15 protein-coding genes are annotated in these 24,259 nt (G+C 65.8%); 11 read left to right on the plus strand and 4 right to left on the minus strand.

The window, feature by feature from the left end; all coding sequences use genetic code 11:
* Positions 1-345 precede the first annotated feature (345 nt).
* The 3 genes from A8G00_RS09475 to A8G00_RS09485 all read left to right on the plus strand — a co-directional run bounded on the left by A8G00_RS09475 (position 346) and on the right by A8G00_RS09485 (position 2,783).
* Positions 346-642: a response regulator transcription factor gene (locus A8G00_RS09475; RefSeq protein WP_025549227.1), complete on the plus strand. Its 297-nt coding sequence runs from the start codon at positions 346-348 to the stop codon at positions 640-642.
* A gap of 84 nt (positions 643-726) precedes the next feature.
* Positions 727-1,782, plus strand: a complete 1,056-nt coding sequence (locus A8G00_RS09480; RefSeq protein WP_103000509.1) for a Gfo/Idh/MocA family protein — start codon at positions 727-729, stop codon at positions 1,780-1,782.
* The gene (locus A8G00_RS09485) at positions 1,779-2,783 is read left to right on the plus strand and encodes an SMP-30/gluconolactonase/LRE family protein (protein WP_103000493.1); all 1,005 of its coding nucleotides are present in this window, start codon (positions 1,779-1,781) and stop codon (positions 2,781-2,783) included. The genes A8G00_RS09480 and A8G00_RS09485 overlap by 4 nt, the downstream gene beginning before the upstream one ends.
* Before the next feature lie 165 nt (positions 2,784-2,948).
* Here the strand turns inward: A8G00_RS09485 and A8G00_RS09490 are convergent, their stop codons facing one another.
* Together A8G00_RS09490 and A8G00_RS09500 are read right to left on the minus strand one after the other, a co-directional pair.
* Entirely contained in the window at positions 2,949-4,298 is a 1,350-nt protein-coding gene (locus A8G00_RS09490) for a cation:proton antiporter (RefSeq protein ID WP_025549230.1), read from the minus strand.
* Positions 4,299-4,597: 299 nt separating this feature from the next.
* On the minus strand, positions 4,598-7,495 hold the full coding sequence (locus A8G00_RS09500) for a TonB-dependent siderophore receptor (protein ID WP_235600854.1): 2,898 nt from the start codon (positions 7,493-7,495) through the stop codon (positions 4,598-4,600).
* 243 nt (positions 7,496-7,738) lie between these two features.
* On the opposite strand from A8G00_RS09500, the gene A8G00_RS09505 reads away from it, so the two are divergent.
* Both A8G00_RS09505 and A8G00_RS09510 read left to right on the plus strand, forming a co-directional pair.
* Positions 7,739-9,079, plus strand: a complete 1,341-nt coding sequence (locus A8G00_RS09505) for an MFS transporter (RefSeq protein WP_253257950.1) — start codon at positions 7,739-7,741, stop codon at positions 9,077-9,079.
* Positions 9,076-10,707: a glycoside hydrolase family 43 protein gene (locus A8G00_RS09510; protein WP_103000495.1), complete on the plus strand. Its 1,632-nt coding sequence runs from the start codon at positions 9,076-9,078 to the stop codon at positions 10,705-10,707. The genes A8G00_RS09505 and A8G00_RS09510 overlap by 4 nt, the downstream gene beginning before the upstream one ends.
* Here A8G00_RS09510 and A8G00_RS09515 read toward each other — a convergent pair.
* A complete protein-coding gene (locus A8G00_RS09515) occupies positions 10,671-11,714 on the minus strand; it encodes a LacI family DNA-binding transcriptional regulator (RefSeq protein WP_061935914.1) in 1,044 nt (347 codons plus the stop codon). The two genes, A8G00_RS09510 and A8G00_RS09515, sit on opposite strands and share 37 nt — an antisense overlap.
* A gap of 251 nt (positions 11,715-11,965) precedes the next feature.
* Here A8G00_RS09515 and A8G00_RS09520 point away from each other — a divergent pair, with 251 nt between their 5' ends.
* The 6 genes from A8G00_RS09520 (at position 11,966) to A8G00_RS09545 (ending at position 22,217) form a co-directional block, all read left to right on the plus strand.
* The gene (locus tag A8G00_RS09520; protein WP_103000496.1) at positions 11,966-13,630 is read left to right on the plus strand and encodes a carboxylesterase/lipase family protein; all 1,665 of its coding nucleotides are present in this window, start codon (positions 11,966-11,968) and stop codon (positions 13,628-13,630) included.
* A 22-nt stretch (positions 13,631-13,652) separates the two neighbouring features.
* On the plus strand, positions 13,653-14,645 hold the full coding sequence (locus A8G00_RS09525) for a glycoside hydrolase family 43 protein (protein ID WP_103000497.1): 993 nt from the start codon (positions 13,653-13,655) through the stop codon (positions 14,643-14,645).
* A 147-nt stretch (positions 14,646-14,792) separates the two neighbouring features.
* The gene (locus A8G00_RS09530) at positions 14,793-16,412 is read left to right on the plus strand and encodes a glycoside hydrolase family 43 protein (RefSeq protein WP_044662966.1); all 1,620 of its coding nucleotides are present in this window, start codon (positions 14,793-14,795) and stop codon (positions 16,410-16,412) included.
* An 11-nt stretch (positions 16,413-16,423) separates the two neighbouring features.
* Positions 16,424-17,983, plus strand: a complete 1,560-nt coding sequence (locus tag A8G00_RS09535) for a glycoside hydrolase 43 family protein (protein ID WP_103000498.1) — start codon at positions 16,424-16,426, stop codon at positions 17,981-17,983.
* Positions 17,980-20,313 (plus strand): glycoside hydrolase N-terminal domain-containing protein, encoded by a 2,334-nt coding sequence (locus A8G00_RS09540; RefSeq protein WP_103000499.1) that lies wholly within the window; start codon positions 17,980-17,982, stop codon positions 20,311-20,313. Before A8G00_RS09535 ends, A8G00_RS09540 begins: the two co-directional genes overlap by 4 nt.
* Positions 20,310-22,217 (plus strand): NPCBM/NEW2 domain-containing protein, encoded by a 1,908-nt coding sequence (locus A8G00_RS09545; protein WP_103000500.1) that lies wholly within the window; start codon positions 20,310-20,312, stop codon positions 22,215-22,217. Before A8G00_RS09540 ends, A8G00_RS09545 begins: the two co-directional genes overlap by 4 nt.
* A gap of 15 nt (positions 22,218-22,232) precedes the next feature.
* On the opposite strand, the gene A8G00_RS09550 is transcribed toward A8G00_RS09545, so the two are convergent.
* The gene (locus A8G00_RS09550) at positions 22,233-24,194 is read right to left on the minus strand and encodes a sialate O-acetylesterase (RefSeq protein WP_103000501.1); all 1,962 of its coding nucleotides are present in this window, start codon (positions 24,192-24,194) and stop codon (positions 22,233-22,235) included.
* Between the last annotated feature and the right edge of the window lie 65 nt (positions 24,195-24,259).

Below are 24,259 nucleotides of genomic sequence, written 5' to 3' on the forward strand. Positions count from 1 at the left end.
TCCTGCGCCGGCGCGGGCGACCGGCGGATGAGGAGCCACCGCCGCCATAACTGATGTTAACGCCATCCTCTCCCCTCTCTTCTATATGGTGATCGGGCCATGCGGAGATCAGCCGCTGCTGAAACCTGTTAGACAGGTCATAGCCATGATTTCAGCGCAAAACCACAGATATGGGGTCGTATATCGCATTTTTCGCTTGAAGCTGTCTGACCGATTCCGGTATGTTAGCGTTATCGAATCCGACATGGCAGTGCGCGAACCGCGCTGCCTCGGCAAGCCTGGCGGAATAGGCCGGGTAGAATAGCGCCGGGCAGGACAGCGCCCGGCAAAACAGGGAGAGAGAGGATGCACATCGCGCTGGATCTGCATGACAGCCTCGGTCATCAGGATCAGAGGCCCCAGGGCATCAGGACGGCCGAACCGCCCCAGCTCACCCCCACCCAGATGAAGGTTCTGCGCTGCGTTCATTCGGGACTGCTGAACAAGCAGATCGCCTATGAACTGGGCATGGCCGAAGCCACGGTGAAGGTTCACATGACGGCGCTGATGCGGAAGCTGAACGTCCGCAACCGCACCCAGGCGGCCATCGTCGCGCGCAATCTGGGCTGGCTGCGCCCCGCGCTTGGCCGCGCCGCCGACTGACCCCTCATTCATCCTCCAGAAAAAAGGGAGCTTCGCGTGGCGACCACTTCCCGTCGTGAAATCCTGGGCGGCCTTGGCGCCGGAATGGTTCTGGCCGGCATGGCAACGCGCGCCGGCGCGGCGCCGGCGCGCAAGATCGGCTATGCCATTGTCGGGCTGGGTTCCTACGCCACGCGCCAGATCATGCCGAACTTCGCGGGTTGCGAGCATGCGAGGCTGGTCGCCCTCGTCAGCGGCACGCCGGCCAAGCTGGACCAATATGGCGCGCAATATGGCATAGCGGCGACCCACCGCTACAGCTATGCCGATTTCGACCGCATCCGGGACAATCCGGACATCGACGTCGTCTATGTGGTGCTGCCCAACAGCATGCATGCCGAATATAGCATCCGCGCGGCGCAGGCGGGCAAGCATGTGATGTGTGAAAAGCCCATGGCCGTGTCAGTCGCGGAGTGCGAGGCGATGATCGCCGCCTGCCGCAAGGCGGGGACGAAGCTGATGATCGGCTATCGTTCGCGGTTCGAACCCTATAACCGGCTCGCCATCGAACTGGCGCGCGGCGGCCATGTCGGCCCCACCCGCCTCATCACCGCCGAACATGGTTTCCCGGCCCGGCCGGACCAGTGGCGGCTCGACCGGCCGTTGTCGGGCGGCGGATCGATGATGGACATCGGCATCTACAGCCTGAACGCAGCCCGCTACCTGACCGGGGAAGAGCCGGTTTCGGTCAGCGCCGTCGAGACCACGGACAAATCCGATCCCCGCTTCAAGACGGTGGAGGACCGCATCAGCTTCCTGCTGCGCTTTCCATCCGGCATCGTCGCCAACTGCATCTCCAGCTATAGTTCCTCCCATAATGGCTATCGCGTCATCGGCACGCAGGGCTGGATCGACATGGAACCGGCGACCCCCTATCAGGAGCAGAGCATGTCGATCCGCAAGGATGGCGTCACGACCCCGCGCACGCTCCCGCCCACGGCCAAGAACCAGTTTGCGGGGCAGCTCGATCATATGGCCGAATGCATCGTCAACGGCACGACCCCCATCGTGCCGGGCGAGGAAGGCCTTGCCGACATGCGCGTGATCGAAGCGATCTACCGTTCGGCGGCCGAGCGGCGAGAGGTCGCCATAAGGGCATGACGTCGCGCCGGATGTTCCTGGCCGGTCTGGCGAGCCTGCCGGTCGGCGCGCGGCTGGGCGCGGCGGTGGCCGTCCCCATCGGCTCGATCCGGCGGCTCGACCCCGAACTGGACCGGATCGTCGCGCCATCCGCCGCCGTGACCGTCCTCGCCAGGGGCTATAAATGGGCCGAGGGTCCGGTCTGGGCGCCGCGGGACAATTGCCTGCTGTTCAACGATCCGCCGTCCAATATCCTGTATCGCTGGCGGCCGAAGGATGGGGCGCGTCCGTTCCTGTCGCCTTCCGGCCTGCAAGGCCCCGTGCCGCCCGGCATCAGGGAGCCGGGCCTCAACGGTCTGGCGATCGATTCCTCCGGCGCGCTGATCGCCGCGGACAGCGGCACGCGCGCCATCGTGCGAATCGACCTGCGCACGCGCGCCCGGACCATTTTGGCCGACCGGTTCCAGGGCAAGCGGTTCAACAGCCCCAATGATCTGTGCGTCGCGCCGTCGGGCATGATCTATTTCACCGACCCGCCCTATGGGCTGACGGATGGCGATAGGTCTGCGCTGCGGGAACTGGAGCATTGCGGCCTCTATGCGCTGGGTCCGGACGGAGCGCTGTCGCTGCTGGACGGCAGTCACCGCCGCCCCAATGGCGTTGCGGTATCGCCGGACGGCAGGACGCTCTATCTTGCACTGTCCGATGAGCAGCGGCCGGAGGTTCTGGCCTATTCGCTCGATGAACGCGGCTTTCCGACGGGTCGGCGCCTGTTCCACGACATGCGCGCGGAACAGGAGAAGGGCCTGCCCGGCCTGCCGGACGGCATCAAGGTTTCACGCAATGGGCATGTCTTCGCCACAGGTCCGGGGGGCGTCCACATACTCGCCCCGGACGGCAGGGCGCTGGGGCTGGTCGGGACGGGCAAGTCGGTGGCGAACTGCGCGCTGGACGCCGCCGGGCGACGCCTTTTCCTCACATCCTCCGATATGCTGGCGGTCGTGCCGGTTCGGCCGGCCTAAGGTGTGTGGGGATTCAGCCCAGAGCGGGCTGCAAATGGCGGCTTTCTGCGCTTCCAGTGCTCACGTACTTTGAGTTCGCTCCGCGCCGGTTCTCGAAATCCACCATTTTCGCTCCACCCTGAGCTGAATTCCCACACACCTTAGGGTCGGCTCACGACAGGGAGATCAGGCCGCGGCCCCCAGCCGACCCAATTCCCCCTCCGCCCGCGCGCGCCTTCCATAGACTATCTCGAACAGCGGCCCCGCCATCATGGTGGTGACGATCGCCATCAGCACCAGCATCGAGAACAGGGCGGGTTCGATAATGCCCTTCTGAATGCCGATATTGATGATGATGAGTTCCATCAGTCCGCGCGAGTTCATCAGCGCGCCGATTCCCAGCGCGGTCCGATTATCCTCGCCCGACAGGCGCGCCGCCGCATAGCAGGCGCCGAACTTGGCAAGGATGGAGGCGACCAATATGCCGAGCGCAATGAGCAGGAAGGAAAGCGAATTCACCATGTCGAGGCGCGTGTTCAACCCGGAATAGGTGAAGAACATCGGCAGCAAGATGACGACGGCCAACGGTTCGACCTTCTTCCTCAGTTCCTCCACGAACAAACCGCGCGGCATGAATACGCCCAGGATGAAGCCGCCGAATATGCCGTGAATGCCGATCGCGTCCATGATGAAGGCGGACAGGCAGAACAGCGCCAGCGTGATCGCCAGCACGGTCATGCTCATTTCCCCCTGCGCCTCTACCGCGCGCCCCAGCGGCGCGAGCAGGCGCCGACCGAACAGCAGCAGGAAACCGACGTAGAGGAAGGCGCCGACGATCGCCAGAACGGCGACGCCGCTGCCGCCGCCGAACAGGGCGAGCACCACGGCCAGCACGCACCAGGATGCGGCGTCGTCGAACGCCCCGGCCGTCAGCGAAAGGGTTCCGAGCGGGCTGTCGGCAAGGCCGCGTTCGTTGATGATCCGCGCCAGCATCGGAAAGGCGGTCAGGGCAATGCATGCGCCCATGAAGAGCGTCGCGCTGCCCTGACCTATGCCCTCCGCGAAAAGGCCGGGAACGGTGACAAGCCAGGGCGTGATCAGGATCGCGATGACGAAAGGCGCGAACAGCCCCGCGCCCGACACCATCGCCGCGTTCCGGGCCTTCGACTGGAAATGATCCAGGCGCAGCGTCAGGCCGACGAGGAACATGTAAAGCGCCACGCCGAACTGCGCGCCGGCGTAAAGCACATTGTTGGTTTCCCTGGGAAAGATCATCGCCTGCAGGTCGGGCGCGACGACGCCGAACAGCGAGGGCCCCAGGATCACGCCGGCGATCATTTCCCCGACCACCTGGGGCTGCGCCAGGAATTTGCGGCAGAACCAGCCCACCCCCCGGCAGGCGAGGACGATGAGCGCGAGTTGCAGGAAGAAATGGATGCTGTAGTCGCCGGGAGCGAAACTCAGCAGCTTCGCGCTGACCGGCGGCCCGTGGGGCGCCAATATGTTCGTCAGCGACGGAAAAATATCCCCAGCCATCCCACCCTCTCGCCTCTTATCTTGGGAGCGCTACCACATAATCCCGTTGGAAGAAAGGGATTGCGCGCTTGACGGCCCGGCGCAAGCGGCCCGATGCCGCGGAAGAAGAGGGAGGAGAGGCATGGGGCAAGGCGGGGGAAGGGGAAAACCGCCGCTGCCCTGGCCCAGGCAAAGCTCTGGACGCAAACCTCTCCCCAGTTCATCGCCATGCTGCCGGTGTCGCTTCGACCCCGACAGCATGGTCTTCATTCAGACGGTCATGAGCGGAAGACCGGTTCCCCGATTTCCCGCACCATGTCCTAGAAACGGAAACGAACGCCTGCCCGATACATGCGCCCGACGACATCGTAGAGCGCGGGATTGACGAAGAATGGCGACTTGGCCGGATCGCGATCGAACAGGTTGTCGACCTTGAAATAGGCGGTCACCTGCGGCGTGACATTATAGGTGCCGCCAATGTCCATGTAGAAGGCGCCGGGCATGAAATTCTGGTCGATGGTCGGATGATTGTTGGTGGACGCAGGGCAGGTGCCCGGCTGGCAAACCACATATTGGTGGCCCAGCACGCCGTCGCTGAACCAACGCTCCTGGATCATGAAAGAGAATTTCTCATTCTCGTAGCTCTGGATCGCCAGGAACTTCCAGTCGGGCGTGTTGCCGGTATTGACGCCCGCGCTGTCGACCGGGATCGTGCCGATCAGGCCGGAGTCCGTCACGAACTTGCTGACATGCGTCGCAAGGCCGCGCAGGGTCAGGGTGCCCGGCAGGCCCAGAGGCTGCCGCCACTGGTAGCTCGCCTCTATGTCGAACCCGCTGGTATCGATCGACGCCAGGTTGAACGCCTGCACATTGATGAAGTTCGGCCCCTGCTGGTTGTTCAGGTTGAACGCGCTGCAGGTTTCGGGACGGACATTCTGGAAGCAAAGGTTGACGATGTCGCCCGCGCCCAGGCTGGAGATGACGTCCTTGATCTTGATCTTGTAATAATCGAACGAAACGCTGAGGCCCGGCAGCCAGGACGCGCCGGAAAAGGCGATGCCCGCCGTCGTGTTGCGCGCCGTTTCCGGACGCAGGTTCGGGTTGCCGATGCTGTTCTGGATCGCGAGCACATTGACGCCCCGAAACGGGTCGAAGAAATTGGGCAATGTCGTGGTGACCGGCGCGGCGAACAGTTCCGACAGGTTGGGCGCGCGGACGTCCTTGGACGTCACGCCGCGCAGGCGGAATCCTTCGATCGGGAGGTTCCATGTGCCGCCGACCTTCCATGCCCAGATGGTGCCGGACGTGCTGTAGTCGGTCACGCGCACCGCGCCGTTGATGTTGGCGCGACCGAGCGCGTCGCTGTTGAGGACCGGCAGATCGGCCTCGAAAAAGGCTTCCTTCACGCCATAGGCGCCGCCGCCGCTCTTGTAATTGCCGGCGTACCAGTTGTTGCCGCCGGGCAGCAGCGTGGGATCGAACGGATAGTCGGGTTCGCTCGGCTGGAAATTGGTGCCGACGCCATAGGGATCGGCCTTCACGCGATAGAATTCGTGGCGATATTCGCCGCCGAAGGCGATCGACAGCGGCCCGGCCCACAGTTCCACCGGCGAACCGGAGATGTTGATGCTGACCACGTCCTGCGTCTGGCGGGTCCGCTGGCGGGGTCCGTTCTCCGGCATGATATAGGCGAGCGCAGCCGCCGACGGGTTGCCGCCGAAGATGTTGAGCGGCTGGCATCCGTTCGCCCGCGCCGCGGCGCTGGCGCACACCACCGCGCCGTTCAGCGTGGTTGCGTTGATCGCGTCGTTGAAGCGGTTGGTGAGCAGGATGTTCGACACATCGATGTCGGTATAGTTCGTGCCGCGCTCATAATAATTGTCGTACGACCATTCGGTGCCCAGGAAGTCGAACTGACCCTTGGCGCCGATCACCGCGCGATACTGGCGGCGGTCGGTGTTGACCTGCGTGTTGCCCAGCGCGGCGTTGCTGGTGCCATAGCCGAAGCTGGTGATGCCCGCCGTCGCGCAGGCCGCCTTGATCGACGCCGGCACGAACGGATTGGCGCACTGGATCGTCAGGCCCGGCTTGTTCATGCCGCCCACAGGCTGGTTCTGCGTCTTCACCTGGCCGAAGTTGAAGGTGAAGTAGAGTTCGTCATTGTCGGCAAAGTCGAAGCCGAGGCGTGCATAAGTGTTGATGCGTTCGATGGACGACTGGAGCGAACGGCCCGCATCGACATTGCCCGACAGGTCTCCGCCAAGGCAGAAGCCGGGAAAGCAGCCGCGCACATTGGTCGTGCCGTCACGCGCGGGGACGCCGTTCGATCCATAGTTGAACTGGAACGGGTTGCCGTTCTGGTCGAACGCCGTGCCCTGCAGCGGGCCGGAGGTGATGAGGCCATATTTGGTGTAGTTATAGGCCTGCGCATAATCGCGCAGCACATAGCGCGGCGATCCGTCATTGATGACGCCACGGTCGATCAGGCTGGTCTGCTTGAACCAGTCGCGGCCGCCGGCCAGGCCGATGCCCCAGTCGCCGCCGCCCACGCCGTCTTCATTGGCATATTCGCCGCTGACGACCAGATGCGCGCGATCGTCCAGGAAGCTGGTGCCGGCCGCAAGCTGGACGAGCACCTGTTCATTGTCGTCATATTTGCTGATGCCGCCCTGGATATTGCCCTTCAGCCCCTTGAAGCGGGTGTCGGTGATGAAGTTGACGACGCCGCCCACGGCGTCCGATCCGTAGGAGGCCGACGCACCGCCATTCACCACGTCGACGCGCTGGATCAGCAATTGCGGGAACAGGCTGACGTCGGGAACGCCGGTCACGTTTGCGCCGACAACCCGCTGGCCATCGATCAGCGTCAGGGTACGGATCGCGCCCACGCCGCGCAGCGAGAAGGAACTGAGGCCCTGCTGGCCGCTTGAGGTGCTGAAGGTGTTGACCGTGGTGCCGCTTGAGCCCTGAAGCGACGGCAACTGGGCAATGGTGGTGAAGATGTTGGGCTGCGCATTGGCCTGAATCGACGTTTCATCGATCACGGTCGTGGGCGTCGGCGCGGTATAGCCGCTGGCCTTGATGCGCGATCCGGTGACCACGATGTCCGAAGTGCTGGCGCGCTCTTCGCCATTCTGGGGCGCCGAAGCCTGGCTCGCCGCCTGAGCGAAAGCGGGCGCATGGACAAGGCCGATGCCGAGCGCGACCATGCTTGCCATGGCGCAACCCGCGCGCATCAAACGGCGTTGAAACTGGAAATCCGACATCCTGCTCTCCCCAATAAAATGATGCTTTGCATCTGAATGCGGGGCTGTCGCCCCGGCCGCGCGCCTTCACCGTCAAACGATAACAAGGAATCGACTGATTTTTAGTTAGCGCTAACAATGCCTATTGATTGGAGGAGGATTATTGTCAATACTCATACAAGATTATCGGGAGGGGATGTTGCTTTCGAACCACAAATGCCGCCGCCATGCCATGTCCGTGGAGGACGGCGGCCCGGCTCCCATCGCCCGAAAACCCAGGCGATTTCGCGGCTCGCGCTGGAGCAGGCCGCCATGTTGACGCTGGTCGGCAAGTTCCGCTGGACGATCATCGGCCTGTTTGTGGGCGCGATGGTCATCAATTATCTGTCGCGTTCCGTGCTGGGCGTTGCCGCGCCCGTGATCCTTGCCGAACAGAAGATCAGCAACGTCGAATATGGCTGGATAACCGGCGCCTTCCAACTGGGCGTGATGCTCCAGCCGGCGGCCGGCTATTTCCTTGACAGCGTAGGGCTGCGCATTGGCTTCGCCATATGCGTCGCGGTCTGGTCGCTCGTCACCATGGCGCATGGCCTTGTGAATGGCTGGTTCGGATTCGCCGCGCTGCGCGGGCTGCTCGGCCTGGCGGAAGGATCGGCCCAGCCCGCCGGCCAGAAGCTGGTGGCGGAATGGTTCCCCTCCAGGGAACGCGGCATCGCGGGCGGCATCTACAATATCGGCGCTTCCTTCGGCGCGGTCTTCGCCCCGCCGCTCGTCGCCTGGGCCGTCATGGTGCATAGCTGGCGGCTGGCCTTCGTCGTGGCGGGGGGCATAGGCCTCATCTGGTCGGTCCTCTGGTTCCTCCATTACAACAGCCCGATGAGGCACCGGCGGCTGAGTCAGGCGGAGCGCGACTATATCCTGAACAACCAGGAACAGCGCCTGGCCGCTCGCGCCGAAAAACCCGCTGTGCTCGCCCTTGCGCGGCGGCGCGACCTTTGGGGCATAGCGCTTCCCCGCCTGCTGGCCGATCCGGTCTGGGGCATGCTGTCCTTCTGGATGCCGCTCTACCTCGCGCGCGTGCGCGGCTTCGATCTTGGGCAAATCGCGCTGTTCGCCTGGCTGCCCTTCCTGGCCGCCGACCTTGGATGCCTGTTCGGCCCGGCCGTCGTCGCCTTCCTCCAGCGCAGGGGGATCGACCTTGTCGATGCGCGGCGCTGGGCCTTCACGCTTGGCGCCCTGTTGATGACCGGCATGGCCTTTGTCGGCTTTGCCACCAATCCCTATGCGGCGATCGCCCTGCTCTGCCTTGGCGGCTTCGCCCATCAGACCCTGTCGGTGACGGTCATCACCATGGCGTCCGACCTGTTCGCCAGGAATGAGGTGGCGACCGCCGCCGGCATGGCGGGCCTGGCCGGGAATCTGGGGGTGCTGGTCTTTTCCCTTTCCCTTGGGCAGATGGTCGACCGGGTCGGCTATGAGCCCTTTTTCATCCTGCTCGGCGTGCTCGACCTGGTCGGCGCCGCCATTTTGTGGACGCTGGTGCGCAAGCCTCGATGACAAACATTTCCAACCCCATTTTGCGGGGCTTCAATCCTGATCCGTCGATCGTGCGCGTGGGCGACGATTTCTACATCGCGACATCCACCTTCGAATGGTATCCGGGCGTGCAGATCCACCACAGCCGCGACCTGGTGAACTGGCGGCTCGTCGCTCGCCCGCTCGACCGCGCGGCGCAGCTCGACATGCGCGGCGATCCCGACGGCTGCGGCGTGTGGGCCCCGGACCTCAGCCATGCGGACGGCCGCTTCTGGCTGGTCTTCACGGACGTCAAGCGTTACGGCGCCACCACCGTCCAGGGGGCGAAGGGCATGTCGTTGCGCGACTTCCCCAATTATGTCGTCACCTGCGAAACGGTCGACGGCATATGGTCGGACGCGGTGCACCTCAACAGCAGCGGTTTCGACCCGGCGCTATTCCATGACGATGACGGGCGCAGCTGGATGCTCAACATGCTGTGGGACCACCGGCCCGGCCATGGCCGGTTCGCCGGCATACAAGCGCAGGAACTGGACCGCGCGGCGCTGAAGCTGGTCGGCGAACCGACGCTGATCTTCAGGGGCACGGAGCGCGGCTTTACCGAAGGGCCGCATCTCTACAAGCATGGCGGCTTCTATCATCTGCTGGTCGCCGAAGGGGGCACGGGCTGGGATCATGCCGTCGTCATGGCGCGCGCGCCCGACCTGCTCGGCCCCTATGAAGTGCATCCGGATGGAGCCATATTGACCAGCGCGGGCCGCAAGGACGTGCCCATCGCCCGCGCCGGCCACGGCGATCTGGTGGAACTGGCGGATGGCAGCACCTGGCTGGCCTATCTGTGCGGCCGTCCCCTGCCGGGGCGCGAACGCTGCATCATGGGCCGCGAAACCGCGATACAACCGATGCTGTGGGGCGAGGATGGCTGGCTGCGCACCGTCAACGGGGACGCGCAGCCCGACCGGACGCCGCCTGCGCCGGACCTGCCGCCCGCCCCATGGGACATCGAACGCTGGGACGGGCGCTTCGACCTTCCCCAACTGCCGCAGGACCTGCAATGGCTGCGCAGCCCCGCCCCGGAACGGCTGTTCAGCCTGACGGTCCGGCCCGGCTTCCTGCGTCTTTACGGGCGTGAAACGGTCGGCAGCCTGTTCGAGCAGGCGCTGGTGGCGCGGCGGCAGACCGCCTTCCGCTTCACCGCGACGACCTCGCTCTCCTTCGAGCCCCGCAGCTTCCAGCAGGCGGCGGGCCTCATCTATTATTATAACAGCACCAAATTCTATTATCTGTGCGTCAGCGCCGAGGAAGGCCGGCGGCAGCTCCAGATCCTCTCCGCTTCGCCCGAAAATCCGGAGGGCAACAGATTCGACATCGTCGCCGACCGGCTGCCCGACGGCGCGATCGATCTGCGCGCCGCCGTGGATGGCGACCGGCTGCGCTTCGCCTGGCGAGCCGATGGGGAAGACTGGCATATCCTTCCGGATGTCCACGACGCCAGCATCCTGTCGGACGAAGTCACCCACCCCGGCCTGCCCAACTTCACCGGCGCCTTCATCGGCATGGCCTGCCAGGACCTGTCGGGCCAGGCCCATCCGGCGGATTTCGCCAGCTTCGTCTATGTGGAGGAGGAGTTCGGCGCTCCGGTGGACTGACGCTGCACGATCCGATGCTCCAGAATCCTCTCGCGGGGAACGCGGGAACGGCGGGCGCCCGCCGCGATCTGAGCCACCAGCAGGTTAAGGGCCTCCGCCGCCAGATCCCGCACCGGCTGGTGCACGGTCGTCAGCGGCGGCCACAGCGTCTGGGCGGCTGTGGTATCGTCAAACCCCACGACGGTCAGTTCCGCCGGAACGTCCAGATGGCGCCGGTGCGCCACGGACACGACGGCCGCCGCCATGTCGTCATTGCTCGCGAAGATCGCCGTGGGCGGACTGGCCGCGCCCAGCAACTGCTCGGCAGCGGCGAGGCCGGACATATAGGTGAAATCGCCCTGCGCGACCTGCACCTCCACCCCGCCCCGTTCCCGGACGGCGGCGTAGAAGCCAGCCATGCGTTCGGCGCTTGCCGCCTGATCGGGATTGCCAAGGATGAACCCCAGTCGGCGATGCCCCATGTCCAGCAGCAACCCGGTCATTTGATAGGCCGCGGCCCGATCGTCGATGCGCACGCAAATCGTATCGGGGGATTGATATGCGCCCACCGCCGCCATGACGCAGCCCCTGGCCCGCAGGACGCGAAGCACATCCGGCGCTTCGCCCAGCGGCGGAGCGAGCAGCACGCCGCTGATCCCCGATTCGATCCAGTCTTCCAGCGCGGCGGCGGACGGAGCGCGCCCCCCTTCCCCCTTCAGCAGCACGAGCCGCGCGCTGCAGGCGGACGCTTCCTCGAACACCCCTGTCAGGAATTCGCTCATGAACGCGGCGCTGGGATTGGAATAGATCACGCCGATGCGCAGTTCGCTGGACGTCACCAGGCTGCGGGCCGCGACGTTCGGCGTGTAAGCCAACGCCTTGATCGCCTCCTCCACCACCGCGCGCGCCTGTGCGCTCACGCCCGCGCGCCCATTGATGACGCGCGACACCGTCATCGACGACACGCCCGCCCGCGCCGCCACATCGACGATCGTCGCCCCGCGCGCCGGACGCTCCGGTTTCGCCATGCCCACCCCATGTCTTCGACAAACCCAAAACGGTGATCTAAGCCAAGGATCACCTGCAGCAAAGGGGCAAAGAGGACATGGATCGGCGGAGATGCCGGAGCCCGGCGAGAGGCGTTCGCCGGGTCATCCCCGGCGGGCGACGGCGCATAAAATATTTGTGTGAGTTATTGACCAGCCCTCTGGATCGTATAGGATTTTAGCGCCGGTCGATCAGCAGGACACCGGCCTCATAATCGACAAGGGGATGCTGGATGACCGAGCGGGCCATGCTTTTCGATCGACGTCAGGCGCTGTTGGCGTCGTCCCTGGGCAGCGCGGCGGCGCTGCTGGGTGGCGAAGCAGCGGCCGCTCCGCACTCGACCGCCATTTCGGGCGGTGCGGGAACCTGCACCACGCCGCGCAGCGCCATTGCGAGGACGCGCTATGGCCCGGTGCGCGGCTATGTCGCCGGGGACGTCTTCACCTTCAAGGGCATACCCTATGGCGACGATACGGGGGGAGAGAACCGCTGGCTTCCCGCCAGGCCCCCCAAGCCCTGGGCCGATCCCTATCCCGCGCTCGCCTATGGGGCGAACTGCCCGCAGACGCTGCACAGCTTCCGCGCGAAGGAACACACCTTCCTCCAGCAATGGACCGACGGCTTCCTTGGCGAGGACATGCTGAAGCTCAACATCTGGACGCCCTCGCTGTCGGGCAATCGCCCCGTCATGGTCTATTTCCACGGCGGCGGCTTCGCCTTCGGCTCCTCCTACGAACTCGCCTCTCACGACGGCGCGCAGATGGCGCGGCATCATGACGTGGTGCAGGTGTCGATCAACCACCGCCTCAACGTGCTGGGCTTTCTGGACCTGACCGAGGTGGGCGGCGCGCCCTATGAGGAATCGGTCAATGTCAGCATGACCGACTGCATCGCGGCGCTACGCTGGGTGCAGGAAAATATCGCGGCCTTCGGCGGCAATCCCGACCGGATCATGATCTATGGCCAGTCGGGCGGCGCATCCAAGGTGACGACGCTGATGGGCATGCCGTCGGGCAAGGGTCTCATCCATCGCGCGGCGGCGCAATCGGGCGGCGGCGGCAATATTCCGACGCTGGAGCAATCGCGCGATTTCTCGCGCCGGGTCGTCAAGGAACTGGGTATCGGCGCGCGGGACATCGGCGCGCTGCAAAGGATGGACTGGGCGACGCTTTTCGCCGCGGGCAACAAGGTGGCCGAGCAGGTCAACGGCCCGCGCGGGGTAGGCGGCCCCTCCACCACTCCGCGCGTGGGCTGGAATCCGACAATGGACGGCCGGGTCATCACGGTGCGGTCCTTCTTCGACGTGGCGCCCGATGTTTCCCGCGACGTGCCGATGCTGATCGGCAACACCAGCGAAGAGGGAATGCGGTTCGGCCAGAATCCCGGCGAAGCGGAATGGCGCGCCGAACTCAGCCAACGCTATGGCGCACGGAAGGCGGACGCGCTTATCGCCCAGATGAAGCGGGACCACCCCGAAAAGGCGATCCGCACCCTCTCCTACGGCGTGGACTCCCTGGGCTACCGCAATCGCATCCAGACCATGGTTGGCCTGCGCGACAAGCAGTCGGGCGCCGCGCCGATGTACCAATATCTCTTCCAGTGGCAGTCGCCCCAGCTGGACGGAGTCGCTGGCGCATGGCACACCGCCGACCTCGCCTTCGTGTTCGACAATACAGCGCTGTGCGATCAGGGCACCGGCAATACGCCCGAAGCGCGGAAGCTGGCCCGCACCATGGCGACGGCGTGGGCCAATTTCGCCCGCACCGGCAATCCCAGCCAGCCGGGCCTGAACTGGACGCCGACCGACGCCACCAGGTGCGCGACCATGGTCTTCGACAATCAATGCCGCATGGTCGACGATCCGCAGGGCGCGGCGCGCCGTATCATCCTGAGCTGAACATCAAGAGGACTGTCCATCCATGCGCCGGTCGCTGCTTCCCTTCCTCACCCTTGCCGCCATTGCCGCGCCTGCCCTGTCGCAGGACGCGGCACCGGGGTCCAATCCCATCATCCGCGACAAGTTCACCGCCGATCCCGCGCCGATGGTCGATGGCGACCGCCTCTACCTCTATGTCGGCCATGACGAGGCGCAGCGGGACGAGATGTTCAACATGAAGGAATGGCTGGTCTATTCCACCACGGACATGCGGCACTGGACCGATCATGGCCCGATCATGAAGGTGTCCGACTTCAAATGGGCGAAGAAGGATGCATGGGCGTCGCAGACCATCCGAAAGAACGGCCGCTACTGGTTCTACGCCGCGGTCGAGCATGACAACACGCATCCGGGCAAGGCGATCGCCGTCGCCGTTTCGGACAAGCCGACCGGCCCGTTCGTCGATGCGAAGGGCTCCGCGCTGATCATCAACCAGATGACGCCAAAGGGCACTCACAGTTGGGAAGACATCGATCCCACAGTCTTCACGGACGACGATGGCACGAGCTGGATCGCCTGGGGCAATCGTCAGGCCTATATCGCGAAGTTGAAGTCCAACATGATCGAGCTGGACGGACCGATCAGGGAGATCACTCCGCCCCATTTCGAGGAAGGCCCCTGGCTGCACAAGCGCGGCAGATTCTATTATCTGACCTATGCCTCCCTCGACAGGGCGACGCATCGGGACGAGCGCATATCCTATGCGACCGCAACGTCCCTCGACGGCCCCTGGACCTATCGCGGCGAACTCACCGGCTCTGGCAAGTACAGCTTCACCATCCATCCGGGCATCGCCGAATTTAAGGGCGACTGGTATATTTTCCTGCACAACGCCACGCTTGCGATCGGCGATCTGAACGGCGCCATCGGCCGGCGGGCCGTCACCGTCGAGCGGCTGGAATATAATCCTGACGGCACCCTGAAACCGGTGGTGCAGACCGAGGCCGGAGTAACGGCGCGCCCTGCGCGGAACTGAGCATCCCGCTCGACACATATCATTGGTAGCGCTATCACTAAGCGAGCTGCACGGGATGGCCGGCACTTCCAGGAGAGATTGATCGTGACGCACCGGACCTTAGGCCTTTTACCCCTTCCTTCTGCGCTGCTGTCCTTTTCCCTGCTCATGCTGGGCGCCGCCACCGCCGAGGCGGCGCCCGCCCGGTTCGATCGCTTTGCCTATGAAGGAAAGTCGATCGAGAAGATCGCGGTCAAGCCGGGTGAATATCGCAATCCGATCCTGACCGGCTATTATCCCGATCCATCGGTCATGCGCGTGGGGGACGACTATTATCTCGTCAACTCCTCCTTCGCCCATTATCCGGGCCTGCCGATCTTCAGGTCGAAAGACCTCGTCAACTGGACGCAGATCGGCAATGCGATCGACCGGCCGGAGCAGCTCGACTTCAACGGTCGCCGCATCTCGCAGGCCGTATTCGCGCCGGCCATCAGCTGGCACGAGGGCACTTTCTACATCGTCAACACCTGCGTCGAATGCAGGGGCAATTTCATCATCACGGCGAAGGACCCCGCTGGCCCCTGGTCAAACCCCATATGGCTGCCGTTCGAAGGGATCGACCCCTCCATCTACTGGGAGGGGGACAAGGCCTATATCGTCAACAACCGCGCGCCCAACGAACCGCCCCGCTATGACGGGCACCGCGCCATCTGGATTCAGGAATATGACTGGCGCGCCGGCAAGATGGTCGGGGAAAGCACGCAACTCATCAACGGCGGCGTCGACATCAGCAAAAAGCCGGTCTGGATCGAAGGGCCGCATATCTTCAGGAAGGACGGCTATTATTATCTGACCGCGGCCGAAGGCGGCACCAGCGTCAACCATTCGCAGGTCGTGTTCCGTTCGAAGGATCTGCGCGGCCCCTACACGCCCTATGAGGGGAACCCGATCCTCACCCAGCGCGATCTTGACCCCGCGCGGTCGAACTTCATCGGATCGGCCGGTCACGCCCAACTGGTGGAGACGCAGAGGGGCGACTGGTGGGCGACCTTCCTCGCCGTGCGTCCCTATGATGGCGACGACCATTACAATATCGGCCGCGAAACCTTCCTGCTGCCGGTGACATGGAAGGACGGCTGGCCGATCATCCTGCCGCGCGGTCAGGCGATCCCCCATGCAGCGAAGCGCCCCGACCTTCCGCCGCAGCCCAGGCCGGCGATCCCGACGAGCGGCGACTTTTCCTATGTCGAGGATTTCAACGGCACGCGCCTGCCCATGCAGTGGATCGGCATTCGCACCCCGCACAAGCCCTTCTACCAGATCAGGGACGGCGCGCTGGAACTGGAGAGCGGGGCGGCCATCGGGGACCTGAACGGCGTCCCTGCCTTCATCGGGCGGCGGCAGCAGCATGCCAATGCCACCTTCTCCACCACGCTGCGCTACACGCCGGTCAAAGACGGCGACCGCGCCGGGCTGGCCGCCGTGCAGAGCGACCGCAGCAACCTCTTCTTCGGCCTGACCCGCATCGCCGGCCAGCCCGTCGTCGCGCTCTACACCCGCGATGCGGCCGACGCCGACACGCTGGTCGCCTCTGCCCCCGTCGCCACGAACGGACCCGTGACCCTGACCATGCGCGTGACCGGTGGGACGATGGCGTTCGACTATGGCGCCGGCGGCAAGACCCGGACGCTGAAGCAGGGGGTGGACGCCACGCTGCTCAGCACCCGGAAGGCCGGGGGCTTCGTGGGCACGGTCGTCGGCCCCTATCACTACACGCCCGCCCCATGAGGAGGCGCGCCATGCTCCGCCCGGTCGCCGTCGCGCTGGCCGCCAGCCTCTCCCTTGCCGCGCCCGCGCAGGTCTGGCGCGCCGATCAGGGCGACGGCACATATCGCAATCCCGTCCTCTTCGCCGACTATCCCGATCCCGACATCATCCGCGTTGGCGAGGATTTCTATTTCGTCTCCACGACCTTCGCAAACTCCCCCGGCGTCACCATCCTTCACTCGAAGGATCTGGTGAACTGGCGGATCGTCAGCCATGTGGTCGACCGGCTCGATGGCGACCCGCGCTATGAGCTGAAGGATGGCGGCGACTATCGCCATGGTTTCTATGCCGCCAGCCTGCGCCGCCACAACGGCATGTTCTATCTGGCGGTCACGCCGGTCGGGCACAGGACGCGCATCTATCGATCGGCGACGATCGAAGGTCCGTGGACCTATCGGGAGATCGACCGCGAAGCCTTCGACCCCGCGCTGTTCATCGATGCCGACGGAACGGCCTATCTCGGCACCTCGATCGGCAGCGACGGCACGGTTACGCTGTTGACGCTCAACAAGGATTTGAGCGCCGTCACCGCCGCGAAGGTCACCTATTACAACAAGGGCGCGGAAGGATCGAAGATCATCCGCCACAATGGCTGGTACTATCTGTTCAATGCCATTCCCGGCAAGCTGGCGATGACCGTCTCCCGCTCGCGCAGCCTGTGGGGACCGTGGGAAACCAAGCCATCGATCGACGACAGGACCGGCGGTCATCAGGGCGCGATCGTGGATATGCCCGACGGGAGCTGGTACGGCTTCGTCATGGTGGATGCCGGGGCGATCGGGCGCATGACCAACATCAGCCCGATCTTCTGGAAGGACGACTGGCCCTGGTGGGGAACGCCCGACAGGCCCGATCACGTTCCCGAACGATCGCCCAAGCCGATCAAGGGCCATGCCTTTGCCGAACCGCCCGCTTCGGACGATTTCTCCGCATCGAAGCTCGGGCTGCAATGGCAGTGGAATCATAATCCTGACGACAGCAAATGGTCGCTGACGCAGCGCCCCGGCTTCCTCCGCCTCCACGCCACGCAGGCCGACGGCATCTGGACCGCGCGCAACACGCTGACGCAGAAGGCGCAGGGGCCAAGGATGCGCGCCGTGACGAAGCTCGACACGGCGGGCATCAGGCCGGGCGACATTTGCGGCCTTGGCAGCTTCGGCAAATATAACGCCCAACTCTCGGTCGTCGGCGGCGCCGGGGGTGCGAAGGCGCTGCGCATGATGCTGACCGAAAGCACCATGGACGGGCCGAAGACAGAGGTGCGCGTCCCGTCCCTGTCCATTGCCGGCCGCACGCTCTGGCTGCGCACCGACATGGATTTCGACGCGAAGCTGGGCCGTGTCGCCTACAGCCTCGACAACCGGAAATGGGCGGAGGTGGGCGGCAGCTTCCCGCTCGCCTTCGACTGGCGCACCGGCACCTTCCAGGGGCAGCAGATCGCGCTTTCCTGCTACAATCCCGCGCCGGCCGGCGGCTATCTCGATGTCGACAGCTTCACCCTCATGCCGCTTCCACAGGGCGTGCGGCCATGAGCCTCAGCCGCCGTGAAACCATGATGGCGATGGCCGCCGGCACCGCCGCGCTCGCCGCCGCCCGGCCGGCAGACGCCGCACCTGGAGCGCAGCATCCGCTGACGCTCTGGTATCGGCAGCCCGCCGCGACGTGGACGGAAGCGCTCCCGATCGGGAACGGACGCCTTGGCGCGATGGTGTTCGGCGGGGTGGCGCGGGAAAGGCTGCAACTCAACGAAGGCACGCTCTGGGCCGGCCAGCCCTATGATCCGGTCAATCCGGAGGCGAAGGCGAACCTGCCCCAGGTGCGCGAACTCATTTTCGCGGGCAGGATCGCGGAGGCCGAAGCGCTGGCCAACAAGACGCTGATGGCAAAGCCGCTGGCGCAAATGCCCTATCAGACGCTGGGCGACCTGATCCTCGATTTTCCGGACGTCGGGCAGGCGGCCGCCTATCACCGCGAACTCGATCTGGACAGCGCGATGGCAACTACCCGCTTCACCGCCGGCGCCGCCGCCCATGTCCGTCAGGTGGTCGCCTCCCCCGCCGACAATCTGATTGCCGTCCGCCTCTCCTCGACCGGCAGGCTCGACGTCGACATTTCCCTCCGCTCCTCCCAGAGCGGCGTTCAGGTCGCTGCGGACGGCGCCACCGGCCTGCTGCTCACCGGCCGCAACGGCGCGTCCAAGGGGATGGAGGGCAAGCTCCGCTTCGCCGCCCGCCTGACCGCCCGCGTGGAGGGCGGCAGCGCCGCCCACGGCGCAGACGGCCGCCTCAGCATCCGGGGCGCGAAGTCGGTCACTCTGTTCCTCGCCATGGCAACCAGCTTCAGGCGGTTCGACGATGTCGGCGGCGATCCCGTCGCCGGCACCGCCGCGACGCTTGGCCGTGCGCAAGACCGCTCCTTCGCGACCATCGCCGCGGATGCCGCCGCCGCGCACCGGCGGCTGTTCCGCCGCGTCAGCCTGGACCTTGGCACGTCGCCGGCCGCCCAGCTTCCGACCGACCGGCGCATCGCCGCATCGCAGGCCAGCGACGATCCCGCGCTCGCCGCGCTCTATTTCCACTATGCCCGCTACCTGCTGATCTGTTCGTCGCGCCCCGGCGGTCAGCCCGCAAACCTGCAGGGGCTCTGGAACGACAGCCTCAATCCTCCCTGGGGCTCCAAATATACGATCAACATCAATACCGAGATGAATTACTGGCCAGCCGAGCCGGTCGCGCTCGGCGAATGTGTCGAGACGCTGGTGGAGATGGTGCGCGAACTCGCCGTCACGGGCGCGCGCACCGCCCGGACCATGTATGGCGCGCGCGGCTGGGTGGCGCATCACAATACGGACCTCTGGCGCGCCACCGCGCCGATCGACGGTGCGCAGTTCGGCCTGTGGCCGACCGGCGGGGCGTGGCTCTGCATCCATTTGTGGGATCATTATGACTATGGCCGCGATCGCGCCTATCTTGCGTCCATCTACCCGCTGCTGACGGGCGCGGCGCGCTTCTTCCTCGACACGCTCCAGCGCGATCCGGCGACCGGCTTCCTCGTCACCAATCCGTCGATGAGCCCCGAAAACCCGCACGGCCATGGCGGCACCGTCTGCGCCGGGCCGACGATGGACATGGCGATCCTGCGCGACCTCTTCTCCCGGACGATGGAGGCCGCGAAGATCCTCGGCCAGGACGCCGCCCTTGTCAGCGAAATGCAGGCCGCGCACGACGGGCTCGCCCCCTACAGGATCGGGCGGCAGGGCCAGCTCCAGGAGTGGCAGCAGGATTGGGACGCCGACGCGCCCGAACAGAATCACCGCCACGTCTCTCATCTTTACGGCCTGCACCCCTCGCGCCAGATCACGCCGGACGGCACCCCCGCGCTCGCCGCCGCCGCGCGCCGCACGCTGGAAATCCGCGGCGACCGCGCGACCGGCTGGGCGACCGCCTGGCGCATCAACCTCTGGGCGCGCCTGCGCGAGGGCGATCATGCGCATGAGATATTGCGCTTCCTGCTGGGGCCGGAGCGCACCTACCCCAATATGTTCGACGCCCACCCGCCATTCCAGATCGATGGCAATTTCGGCGGCGCGGCTGGGATCGTCGAAATGCTGATGGACAGCCATGGCGACGTCATCGACCTGCTGCCCGCGCTGCCCGCGGCCTGGCCCGCCGGCGGCGTCACCGGCCTGCGGGCGCGGGGCCGCTGCGGCATCGATCTCCACTGGCGCGATGGGCGGCTGGACCGGGCCATCATGCGCCCCGAACTCAGCGGGCATCGCACCATCCGCCTCGGGACGAAGAGCCGCCCCCTCACCTTCAAGGCCGGCCTGCCGGTCACATTGACGCTCAAGGATTTTGCATGACCCTACGCCGTTTCCTCCTGCCGACCGTGGCGCTGTGCGCCGGCACCGCTCTTTCCGCGCAGCCGCCGGTGCAGACCGCGGACCCGCTCGCCCCCACCGGCCGCTGGTCCGCCTATCGGGCGGGCAGCGCGCAAGTGCCGCCCATGGGCTGGAACAGCTGGAACGCCTTCTTCACCCATGTGGACGAGGAAAAGCTGATGGGCTCGGCTGAACGTATCCGCGACACCGGCCTCGCGCAGAAGGGCTATCGTTACATCAACATCGACGATGGCTGGTGGATCAGGCGCCGGGTGAGCGACGGCAAGCTGATGATCCGCACCGACAAATTTCCCTCCGCGCGGGTCAAGGGCGATCCCAGCTTCCGCCCGCTGACCGACAGGCTGCACGCCATGGGGTTCAAGGCCGGCATCTATTCCGACCTCGGCCGCAATATCTGCTCGCAAGCCTATGCCGATGGCAGCGAGCAGCTTCCCGAGGGCAGCGTCGCAGAACGCGAAGTCGGCCTTTACGGCCATACCGACCAGGATATCCGCCTCTTCTTCGCCGACTGGGGCTTCGACGCGATCAAGGTCGACGGCTGCGGCATCCGCGCCTACGCCGCCGACGCCGAGCGGGTGAAGAGCGGGCAATATCGCGCCCTGGCGCCGCTGATCGACCAGCACAGCATCAGCCGGTCGAACATCCCGGCGGTCAAGGCGCTGTTCGCCGACATCAACCAGTCGCTCGCCCGATATAATCCCGATGGCGACTATATGCTCTCGCTCTGCATCTGGGGCAGCGCCAATGTCCGGAGCTGGGGCAAGGATGTCGGCAACATCTCGCGCACCAGCGACGACATTTCGCCGGACTGGGGACGAATGCTCACCAATTACGACAGCGCCGCCCGCCGTGCCCTATACGCGCATCCGGGAAGCTGGAACGATCCCGACATGCTCTTCATCGGCAAGGGCGATTTCGACGCGAACCACCTGATCGAGGCGAAGTCGCATTTCTCGCTATGGGCGATGATGAACGCGCCGCTGCTCATCGGCGCGGACCTGCGCGTCACGCCGCAGCCGCTGATCGACATTTTCGGCAATGCCGACATCATCGCGCTCAACCAGGACCCGGCCGGCAATCAGGCGGTCATGGCTTTCGACGCGGACAGCTTCCAGATCCTCGTCAAGACGCTGGCCAACGGGGACAAGGCGGTCGCGCTCTTCAATCGCGGCCTTGCGCCGGTGGACGCGATCCTGACCGCCGATCACCTGAAGTTCCGCGCCGACCGCCCGATCGCGCTCGCCAATCTCTGGACGGGGGAGAAGAGCAGCTTCACGCATGACATGAAGCTGCGCGTCGCTCCCCGCGAAACGGTCGTGTTCCGCGCAAGGGGCGACCGGACGCTGGCCGGCGGCCTCTACCTGTCCGAACAGCCCGGCATGGTGAATCCGGCGGCGGACGGCGTGGTGCAGCCCGAACCCGATCCCACCATCTATCGTTCGATCCCCAACTGGCGCGGCACGCGCGGGATCGGCGAGCGGCCGATGTATGCCGGCTGGGGCGGCGCGATGGCGGACTTCACCCCCTATAACCAGCCGCTCGTCATCGCGGGCAGAACCTATGGCTCGGGCATAGGCATTCTGGCCAACAGCCGGCTTGAAGTGCGCAACGCCGGCTTCGCCCGCTTTGCGGCGCAGGTCGGCGTGGACGACAGCGCGCTCGACGGGGATCAGGCGGTGCGCTTCTTCCTCTATGGCGACGGCAAGCCGCTCGCCAGCACGCCGCCGATGCGCCGGGGCGCGCCGGCCCAGGCGATCGCCGCGGATGTGAAGGGGATCAAGCTGCTGGAACTGGTCGCCCGCGCCGACGGCGCGAAGGGCAATGCCGTTCCGGTGAGCTGGGGGGACGCAGCGTTGCTGCGCTGATCCCCCCTCCATCCGTTACCGCGTGATCGGCAGCTCGAACGATCCGACCGGCAGCGGCGCTTCGTCATAAAGGTTGACGACCGGCGATTCCGCCCAGGCATAGCGCACGCGCGTCGCCGGCAGGCCGTCGCCCGCCAGCACGATGCGCGTGCCTTCCGCCCGGCCGGGTACGAAACGGCAGCTTCCGGCCGCTGCTCCGCACAGTTCGAAGCCGATGGCCTGACTCGCGCTGCGCATATGCAGCCCGCCGGTCAGCCCGGTGAACTCGACCGCCGCGCCGCCGTCCGTCGTCGCCACCGCCCGCGCCGCCTGCGGGCCGGTGCGCGACACCGGATCGCCATAGGCGACGGCGCGCATCGCCCGTGCCAGGCGGCGGCCGACCTCCTGCTTTTCGCCCGGATGGATGTCGAACGGGTCGCCCAGGTCGATGGCCGTGGCGAGGCCGCCATGCGCATCCCGCGCCATCGCCTGATATTGCACCTGGCGCATCGCCGCCCAGCCGCTTTCCCCCGGCTGCGTCACCGGCGCGCCATAAGCGGCAAGCTGGACCGCGACGAAAGCGAGGTCGGGCGAACCGAACTGCCGCCGCCAATCCTCCATCATCGCCTTCATGCGGTCGTCATAGCCGGGCAGGTCGACGTCCGATTCGCCCTGATACCAGGCGACGCCTTTCAACCCTATCGACCCCAGCGGTGCGATCATGCCGTTGTAGAGCGTGCCCGAACCGGTCGTGTCGCCCCACGGCACGCGCGGCGCGCCCGCCGGCGACCTGGCCGGCACCGCATAGCGCCAGCCGTCGCCCAGCGGCAGGTCCCCGCCCTGCCCCTGCCCAAACCCCAGTTTCATGACCTCCGCCGGGCCGGACAAGCCGCCATTGGCATAGTTGTCCTGCACATTGACGATCAGCACATTGCGTCCCGGCTTCAGCACGCCGGGGGGCACGTCGAACATGCTCGGCTGCCAGCTTCGGGCGCTCATCGCCACCGGCTTGCCATTGATCCACACCCGGCCGACATCGTCCAGCAGTCCAAGGGAGAGGGTGGCCGGCTGCTTCGCCTGCGCCGCCGTCAGTTCGATCTCCCTGCGGAACCAGACCATGCCATTATAGTCGGCCAGCGCGGGAACGCCCCATTGTTCCCAAGGGCCTATGCTGGGCACGTCCTGCCATGCGATGCTGCTGTCCGGCTGCCAGGGTTCCTTGCCGGCGGCATCCCCGGTTTCCTTGCGCCACCATTTTTCCCATTCGGCGCTGGCCGCCCGCTCCGCCGCAAAGGGATCGCGCCCATGCAGCGATACGAGCGCCGATTGCGCCGCCTGTCCGACCGCCGCCTGCGCCCGCGCGCCCATCCACGGACTGATCCGCGATCCGCCCCAACTGCTGGCGATGGCGCCGATCGGCACGCCGGCCGTCTTCCGCAATTCCCGCGCCATATAATAGCAGGCGGCTGAGAAATCGGCCACACTGTCCGGTCCGGCCGGGCGCCAGGACGGCGCCTGCCGGAAGTCGCGCAACGGATCGTCCGCCACAGCGCGCGGCACCAGCATCAGGCGCAATCGGTCATCGGCCGAAGCGCGGATCTGGCCCACCGCATCCTGCGCATTGCGGACCTCCAGCTCCATGTTCGACTGGCCCGAACAGAGGAAGATGTCGCCCACCGCGACATCCTGCGCGACCGCGCTGCCCGAGGGAGCGCGGGCCTCCAGCGTCACCGATCCTGCGGTCGCGAGCGGGCCGAACTGCGCCGCGAAACGGCCTTCGCCGTCGGCGCGGACCTGCCGGACCTCACCGGCCAGCGTGACCGAGACGGCTTCGCCGGGATCGGCCCTGCCTGTCACCGTCACCGGATGATCGCGCTGGATGACGGCATGATCGCCGAACATGGGGTCGAAGCGCGGCGCGGCCAACGCCGGAGCCGCGCTCAGCGCGACCAGACTGACGGTCAAACCCAAGTGCCAGATGATGTTGCGGGAAAACATAGGCCGTTCGCTCCTCCCTGTCCTGTCGGCCCTGTCCCGGGCCGTCACGCGCAGGGATAATCCAT

Source organism: Sphingobium sp. SA916 (assembly GCF_002894065.1).
GTDB lineage: Bacteria > Pseudomonadota > Alphaproteobacteria > Sphingomonadales > Sphingomonadaceae > Sphingobium > Sphingobium fuliginis.

Coding starts and splice junctions, on each gene's coding strand:
- A8G00_RS09520 (WP_103000496.1), top strand. CDS start 11,966: ATGACCGAGCGGGCCATGCTTTTCGATCGACGTCAGGCGCTGTTGGCG.
- A8G00_RS09480 (WP_103000509.1), top strand. CDS start 727: ATGGTTCTGGCCGGCATGGCAACGCGCGCCGGCGCGGCGCCGGCGCGC.
- A8G00_RS09535 (WP_103000498.1), top strand. CDS start 16,424: ATGCTCCGCCCGGTCGCCGTCGCGCTGGCCGCCAGCCTCTCCCTTGCC.
- A8G00_RS09510 (WP_103000495.1), top strand. CDS start 9,076: ATGACAAACATTTCCAACCCCATTTTGCGGGGCTTCAATCCTGATCCG.
- A8G00_RS09540 (WP_103000499.1), top strand. CDS start 17,980: ATGAGCCTCAGCCGCCGTGAAACCATGATGGCGATGGCCGCCGGCACC.
- A8G00_RS09490 (WP_025549230.1), bottom strand. CDS start 4,298: ATGGCTGGGGATATTTTTCCGTCGCTGACGAACATATTGGCGCCCCAC.
- A8G00_RS09475 (WP_025549227.1), top strand. CDS start 346: ATGCACATCGCGCTGGATCTGCATGACAGCCTCGGTCATCAGGATCAG.
- A8G00_RS09515 (WP_061935914.1), bottom strand. CDS start 11,714: ATGGCGAAACCGGAGCGTCCGGCGCGCGGGGCGACGATCGTCGATGTG.
- A8G00_RS09550 (WP_103000501.1), bottom strand. CDS start 24,194: ATGTTTTCCCGCAACATCATCTGGCACTTGGGTTTGACCGTCAGTCTG.
- A8G00_RS09545 (WP_103000500.1), top strand. CDS start 20,310: ATGACCCTACGCCGTTTCCTCCTGCCGACCGTGGCGCTGTGCGCCGGC.
- A8G00_RS09485 (WP_103000493.1), top strand. CDS start 1,779: ATGACGTCGCGCCGGATGTTCCTGGCCGGTCTGGCGAGCCTGCCGGTC.
- A8G00_RS09525 (WP_103000497.1), top strand. CDS start 13,653: ATGCGCCGGTCGCTGCTTCCCTTCCTCACCCTTGCCGCCATTGCCGCG.
- A8G00_RS09530 (WP_044662966.1), top strand. CDS start 14,793: ATGCTGGGCGCCGCCACCGCCGAGGCGGCGCCCGCCCGGTTCGATCGC.
- A8G00_RS09505 (WP_253257950.1), top strand. CDS start 7,739: ATGCCGCCGCCATGCCATGTCCGTGGAGGACGGCGGCCCGGCTCCCAT.
- A8G00_RS09500 (WP_235600854.1), bottom strand. CDS start 7,495: ATGGCAAGCATGGTCGCGCTCGGCATCGGCCTTGTCCATGCGCCCGCT.